Source organism: Hyphomicrobium sp. (assembly GCF_003987855.1).
Classification (GTDB): domain Bacteria; phylum Pseudomonadota; class Alphaproteobacteria; order Rhizobiales; family Hyphomicrobiaceae; genus Hyphomicrobium_B.
Window position 1 is genome coordinate 354,231 of sequence record NZ_RXIZ01000004.1, and the last position, 6,632, is coordinate 360,862.

Sequence of the window (6,632 nt, forward strand, 5' to 3'; positions counted from 1 at the left end):
TTCTCCACACCCTGTATATCGCTCACAGGATACCTCAGCCAAGCGTTTGCTCCGTGAGACCTTTCAACGCGGTAAAAGTTGACAATCATCAATAATTTAGCCGCGCGCGATCAGAATTTCTTGGCGCAAAGATTCCGCCTTTTGCACCGGCGCTCCACAGACCGGTCCCGTACAGACATAAGCAGTTGATTCGCCGGTCGGCGCACCCTTCCCTGCCAACGGAGAGCCAGGGCTAAAGGATCCGGACGCCGACAGGAACTCCAAGGCTGCCGGGACGGAGAGGCTGTACAGCGCAGCGGCAAGGCTTGGATCGCCGCTGCCGATCACGGCAACTTGAACGGCCCGGCCGAGATCGAGGCCGGCGGCGATCAGCCCGCAATGCCCCGTCGGGGCGCGCGCCACAGCTCCCGAGAAGGAGGCTGCGAGTTCGTTGGCACGATCATCGTACCGCGCCTCCCCCGTCAGCGCGGCAAGCGCGATCAGGTTCGACAGGTGGATGGCGTTGGCGCTGGGCGTTGCATCGTCGGAAGCCGACTTCAGCCTGACGACCACGTCGCTCGTATCGTCGGCCGCGGTGAAGTAGCCGCCCCCTGCGTCATCGAGATAATGCCGATCAAGAACGTCGGCCCAACGCTTCGCATGCTCCAGATAGCTCTCGGAGAGGGTCGCCTGATAGAGGCGAAGCGCAGCCCAAATCATGTTGGCGTAGTCGGACGCCGTTGCAGGCGCCTTCGCCACGCCGCCGCGATACGAATGATAGAGGCGATCACCACCGGCCGAAAGCTTGGTCGTGACACACGTGAAGGCTCCCTCCGCAATCGTGCGCCACTCGGGCTCATCGAACACGCTGGAGGCCCGCGCCAGAGCCGCGATCATCAAGCCGTTCCAATCTGCGAGGATCTTGTCGTCCCATCCTGGACGGACGCGCGAAGATCTCCTCTCGAGCAGCTTTGTGCGCAGGTCGGATAGTCGTGCCTCTTCCGCTTCCGACAGGAGTGCTTGCGCGTCGAGGCGATTGAGAATGGTGTGCCCTTCGAAATTGCCCTCCGGCTTCACGCCATAGATGCGGGCAAAGAAAGCGGCATCCTCCGCGCCAAGAACCTCCGCGATCTCTTGCGCGCTCCAGACGTAGAACTTGCCTTCCTCTCCTTCGCTGTCCGCATCGAGAGACGCAGCGAAACCGCCCGCTTCTCCGATCATTTCGCGCTTCAGCCATTCAACGGTCTCGGCGATACGCACCTTGAACAACGGCGTCTTCGTCTCGCGCCACGCCTCGGTCATGAGATCGATCAGAAGTGCGTTGTCGTAGAGCATCTTTTCGAAGTGCGGCACGAGCCAGTATTCGTCGACAGAGTAGCGCGCAAACCCTCCGCCGAGATGATCGTAGATGCCGCCTTGGCAGATGTTCGTGAGCGTCGTGACGACCGCAGTTTTCGCCGCCTCGTCACCAAAACGAATGCCGCCGCGCCACAACAGCCAGAAGATGCTCCACTGCGGAAACTTCGGTGCGCCTGAAATCCCGCCGTGCTCGCGATCGACCGCGCGCGTGATCGCTTGAACGAGACTGCGCACGTCGGGACCTGCGACCGCGCCTCCAGTGCTTTGCGCTTCATCGCGCAGCGACGCGACGAGCGCCTCGGTGTTCTTGCGAACGTTTTCCGGCTGGTTCTGATACGCTTCGGCAATGCGCAGAAGCACCGCCGTGAACGATGGGCGGCCGTAGCGTGATTCACGTGGAAAGTACGTACCGCCCCAGAATGGTTTCGCCTCGCTATCGAGGAACATGGTCAGCGGCCAACCGCCTTGCTCTCCAAGACGATGAAGCGCGCCCATGTAGATCGCGTCGATATCCGGCCGCTCTTCGCGATCGACTTTGATGTTGACGAAGAGATCGTTCATCACCTGCGCGGTTTGAGCATCCTCGAAACTCTCGTGCGCCATGACGTGGCACCAGTGGCAGGCCGCGTAGCCAACGGAAAGAAGAATAGGCTTCCCGGTCCGCTTCGCCTCCGCCAGCGCTTCGGGTCCCCACGCCCACCAGTGAACCGGATTGTCCTGATGCTGAAGCAGATAAGGACTTGTCTCGTACTTCAGGCGATTTTCACTCATGCAGTCCGATTGCCGTTCGGGGGGATTTCCTGTCCGCCTTGCGACGGCGAGGATCTACGAGTACGCGAACCCTATGTCTGATGCTTCAACTATCTTCGCTCTATCGACGGCGCCTGGCCGGTCCGGGATCGCCGTCGTCCGCGTCTCCGGACCTGCGGCGCAGAATGTCATGACCCGGATGGTGGCGGCCGCGCCCACACCGCGGGTCGCGGCGTTTCGAACCATTCGTCACCCCGGAACGGGCGAAGCGATCGACCAGGCCGTCGTCGTTTGGTTCGCGGCGCCCCTGTCCGAAACAGGGGAAGATGTTGTTGAGTTCCAGACCCACGGCAGTCGCGCCGTCGTTTCGGCTCTGCTCTTAGCGATCGGCACTATTCCGGGATGCCGGTTGGCGGAACCGGGGGAATTCGCGAGACGAGGGTTCGAGAACGGCAAGCTCGATCTGGCCCAAATCGAAGGTCTGGCCGATCTCATCGAAGCGGAAACCGACGCCCAGCGCCGTCAGGCTCTTGCACAGGCTGGCGGCGCGCTATCCAAGCTCTACGAGGGCTGGCGGGCGCGCCTCATCGAAATCGCCGCGCTGACGGAAGCGGCCATAGACTTTTCCGACGAAGGCGACGTAGCCGCGTCATCATTCGAAGAGGCGAGAAGCCGAGCAGAGGCGCTCGCGAGAGAGATCTCCGCCCATCTCGACGACGGCCACCGCGGTGAGATCCTCCGAGACGGCTTCCGCGTCGCATTGCTGGGGGCGCCCAACGCGGGGAAGTCCTCGCTGCTGAACGCCCTCGCGCGACGCGAAGCTGCCATCGTCTCTGCTGAAGCCGGGACAACGCGCGACGTCATCGAAGTGCGCCTCGACCTTGGCGGACTTCCCGTGGTCGTGTCCGACACGGCCGGCATCCGTGAAGCGGCGAGCGAAGTCGAAAGAGAAGGCATTCGCCGCAGTCTCGCCGCTGCCGGCGAAGCCGACCTCGTCCTATGGCTGACGGAAAAAGCCGAAAAACCCGAGTCGATTCCGCCGCTTGGCTTTTCACGTGAAACAAGCCTTGTAATTCAGTCCAAGTCCGATCTTCCACATGAGTCGCAAAGCCTTGGAGCTGCCGATCTCGCCATTTCCGCGAAAACTGGCGCTGGCCTCGACCGCCTGATCGAGACGATCGCTGCCCGAGCGGAAAGGGCCGTCGGCACGCAGGCTGAGCCCGCTCTGACCCGCACGCGCCATCGCGAAGCCCTTGAAGGCGCCCTTTCGGACATCGGCGCCTTTCTCGTGGGCAGCCCCGCAGACCTGGAGTTGCGGGCCGAGGACGTGCGACGCGCCGCCCATGCGCTGGGGCGGATCACCGGCCGCGTCGACGTGGAGGACGTCCTGGACCAGGTCTTCAGCCGCTTCTGCATCGGCAAGTGAGTCCAAAAGGTTTCACGTGAAATGATTCTTTGGATTCGCAAGCCTGGATTTTTCTCCGTCCCGCCCAAACTCCCGATTCTGCGGCTTCCCGCCGGCTCGACGGAGGAGCGTCGGAAGCCGAAGTCATTCAAACCCGGCACGAAATGCGGTAGACCCGGCCAATGAAGCGATATGACGTCATCGTCGTGGGCGGCGGACACGCCGGAACCGAGGCCGCAGCTGCAGCCGCGCGGATGGGCGCGCGCACGGCGCTCGTGACCCACGCGTTCGCGACGATCGGTGAAATGTCCTGCAATCCGGCCATTGGCGGCCTTGGAAAAGGGCACCTGGTCCGCGAAATCGACGCTCTTGATGGCTTGATGGGGCGGGTAGCTGATGCCGCCGGCATCCAGTTCCGCCTGCTGAACCGCTCGAAGGGCCCGGCGGTCCATGGCCCCCGCACGCAAGCGGACCGCAAGCTCTATCGCGAGGCCATGCAGGCCGAAATCCGCGCGATTTCCAACCTTCAGGTCATCGAAGGTGGCGTCGAGGACCTGATCGTCGAAAATGGCAGGGTCGAAGGCGTTATCACGGCCGATGGGCAACCCCTGCGCGCTGGCGCCGTGGTTCTGACCACCGGCACCTTCCTCAACGGCCTGATCCACATGGGCGAACAGAAGATCCCCGCAGGCCGCGCGGGCGAAGCGCCAGCCCTGAAACTGTCGGATCGGCTTTATGCACTCGGCCTGAAGCTCGGGCGCCTGAAAACCGGCACGCCCGCCCGGCTCGACGGCAAGTCCATCGACTGGGTGGGACTGGAAATGCAGAAGGCCGACGATGATCCCGTCCCCTTCTCGTTTCTGACCGAGAAAATCGCCACGCCCCAGATCAGCTGCGGGATCACTTACACGACGCCGAACACCCACGAAATCATACGCGCCAATCTCCAACGATCGCCGATGTATTCCGGGCAGATCGAAAGTGTGGGCCCGCGCTACTGCCCTTCGATCGAAGACAAGATCGTTCGATTTGCCGGCCGCAGTTCGCACCAGATCTTTCTTGAGCCTGAGGGTCTGGACGACGATACGATCTATCCGAACGGCGTCTCGACCTCGTTGCCGGCCGACGTCCAGGAGGCGTTCCTGAGGACCATGCCGGGCCTCGAGCGCGTGATCATCAAGCGCCCGGGCTACGCCATCGAATACGATTATGTCGATCCGCGAGAACTTACGCCGGGGCTCGAAGTGAAACGGCTTCCAGGCCTATTCCTTGCCGGCCAAATCAACGGCACCACGGGCTATGAGGAGGCGGGCGCGCAAGGACTTCTAGCCGGCATCAACGCCACCCTGAAATCCGGAAATTTCCCAAGAGATTCATATACAACGGATTCACGTGAAACGGATTCTTCAGAAATGGATTCACGTGAAACGTTCAGCGTTTCGCGCACGGCGGGCTACCTCGGCGTCATGGTCGACGACCTCGTGACCCGAGGCGTGTCCGAGCCGTACCGGATGTTCACGTCCCGCGCCGAATTTCGCTTGAAACTTCGTGCCGACAACGCCGACCAGCGCCTGACGCCAGACGGGCTGCGCGTTGGGGTCGTCGGTTCCCACCGCGCGCAGAAATTCGTGGCAAAAGCTCGGGCTCTCGCCGATGGCCTCGACTTGTTGAACCAACTGTCCCTTACGCCGACCGAGGCGGCAAAGCACGGTCTCTCGGTCAATCGGGACGGCCGCCGCCGCTCGGCCTTCGATCTCTTGGCCTTCCCTGAAATCTCACTCGGGCACCTCAAGGCTGTCTGGCCCGAGATCGGGCGGCTTGAGCCGAAAATTGCCGCCCAGCTCGAAGTCGATGCCCGCTACGCCGCATATTTGAAGCGCCAGGATGAGGACGTCGCCCAGCTGAAGCGCGACGAGGCCGTCGGCATTCCCGACGACTTCGACTACGGGACGCTGCCGAGCCTTTCGGCCGAAATTCGCCAGAAGCTCACCCGGCATCGTCCCGCGACGATCGCCCAGGCGGGCCGTATCGAGGGCATGACGCCCGCCGCGCTTCTGACGCTACTCGCCCGCCTCAAGGCCGGAAAGCCCGCCAAGCCCGCGCGCAAGACCGCCTGATGGCCGTTACTAGCCGCATCGATACCCCAGCCGAATTTCAAGCCCGTTTCGGCGTCTCGGCCGAAACTTGCGACAAGCTGAAAACGTACGAGGCGCTGCTGAAGCGCTGGCAGAAGACCATCAATCTCGTAGCGCCGAGTACGCTCGATGACATTTGGCATCGCCACTTCGCCGACAGCGCCCAGCTCTGGCCCCTTGCGCCTCAGGCCGCCCGGACCTGGCTCGATCTGGGGTCCGGCGCGGGTTTCCCTGGGCTCGTCTCGGCGATTCTGGCTTCCGAAACAGGGACAAGCCGCCACATCCTGGTCGAGAGCGACAGCCGGAAAGCGGCGTTTTTACGGGAAGTCGCTCGCGAGACCGGCGCAGCTGTGGACATTCTGTGCATGAGGATCGAAAATCCCGAGACTCACGCTAAGGTAGGCGTGGCCGACTGCGTCACCGCGCGTGCTCTCGCCCCACTCTCCAGGCTGGTCGAGATCGCTGCGCCGTTTTTTGGGTCGTCTACGCAAGGGTTGTTCTTGAAGGGCCGCGATGTGGCGGCCGAGATCGAGAGCACGGCTCAGGACTGGCAATTTGCCTTTGAGCTGATTCCAAGCGTGACGGAAGAGAGCGGCCGAGTTGTGTTGCTCAATGCGTTGAAAGCGAAGGCGTCGAAACCCAGGACGGAGGGATAACCCGTGGCCGGCTACGTATCAGGCGCGGGCAGTGCAAACGCGGGCCCGCGTGTTGTTGCCATTGCCAACCAAAAAGGCGGTGTCGGCAAGACGACGACGGCGATCAATCTCGGCACCGCCTTGGCTGCCGTGGGCGAACGCGTCCTCGTGCTCGACCTTGATCCTCAGGGCAACGCTTCGACGGGGCTCGGCATCGATATCGAGCAACGCTTTCAGACCTCCTTCGACGTTCTGACGGGCGGCGCGGCGATCCTGGATACGGTTCTGAAAACCGCCGTGCCGAACCTTTTCGTCGTTCCGGCGAACAACGATCTCGTCGGCATCGATTCAATCCTGGCATCGGATCAG

Annotated in this window: 5 protein-coding genes; 4 read left to right on the top strand and 1 reads right to left on the bottom strand. The window is 62.5% G+C overall.

Features of this window, described 5'->3' with window-relative positions:
* Positions 1-96: 96 nt before the first annotated feature.
* Positions 97-2,109, bottom strand: a complete 2,013-nt coding sequence (locus EKK30_RS04010; RefSeq protein ID WP_290980587.1) for a thioredoxin domain-containing protein — start codon at positions 2,107-2,109, stop codon at positions 97-99.
* A 73-nt stretch (positions 2,110-2,182) separates the two neighbouring features.
* Here EKK30_RS04010 and mnmE point away from each other — a divergent pair, with 73 nt between their 5' ends.
* The 4 genes from mnmE to EKK30_RS04030 all read left to right on the top strand — a co-directional run.
* Entirely contained in the window at positions 2,183-3,514 is a 1,332-nt protein-coding gene (mnmE, locus tag EKK30_RS04015) for a tRNA uridine-5-carboxymethylaminomethyl(34) synthesis GTPase MnmE (RefSeq protein WP_290980590.1), read from the top strand.
* Positions 3,515-3,675: 161 nt separating this feature from the next.
* Entirely contained in the window at positions 3,676-5,610 is a 1,935-nt protein-coding gene (mnmG, locus tag EKK30_RS04020; RefSeq protein WP_290980593.1) for a tRNA uridine-5-carboxymethylaminomethyl(34) synthesis enzyme MnmG, read from the top strand.
* Complete coding sequence (gene rsmG / locus EKK30_RS04025; RefSeq protein WP_290980596.1) at positions 5,610-6,284, top strand: 16S rRNA (guanine(527)-N(7))-methyltransferase RsmG; 675 nt, start codon at positions 5,610-5,612, stop codon at positions 6,282-6,284. Before mnmG ends, rsmG begins: the two co-directional genes overlap by 1 nt.
* A 3-nt stretch (positions 6,285-6,287) precedes the next feature.
* On the top strand, positions 6,288-6,632 hold a 345-nt coding region (locus tag EKK30_RS04030; protein WP_290980599.1), incomplete at its 3' end, for an AAA family ATPase.

Excerpts from the sequence above, each read along its gene's own strand:
- mnmE (WP_290980590.1), top strand. The coding sequence starts at position 2,183 with ATGTCTGATGCTTCAACTATCTTCGCTCTATCGACGGCGCCTGGCCGG.
- EKK30_RS04010 (WP_290980587.1), bottom strand. The coding sequence starts at position 2,109 with ATGAGTGAAAATCGCCTGAAGTACGAGACAAGTCCTTATCTGCTTCAG.
- mnmG (WP_290980593.1), top strand. The coding sequence starts at position 3,676 with ATGAAGCGATATGACGTCATCGTCGTGGGCGGCGGACACGCCGGAACC.
- rsmG (WP_290980596.1), top strand. The coding sequence starts at position 5,610 with ATGGCCGTTACTAGCCGCATCGATACCCCAGCCGAATTTCAAGCCCGT.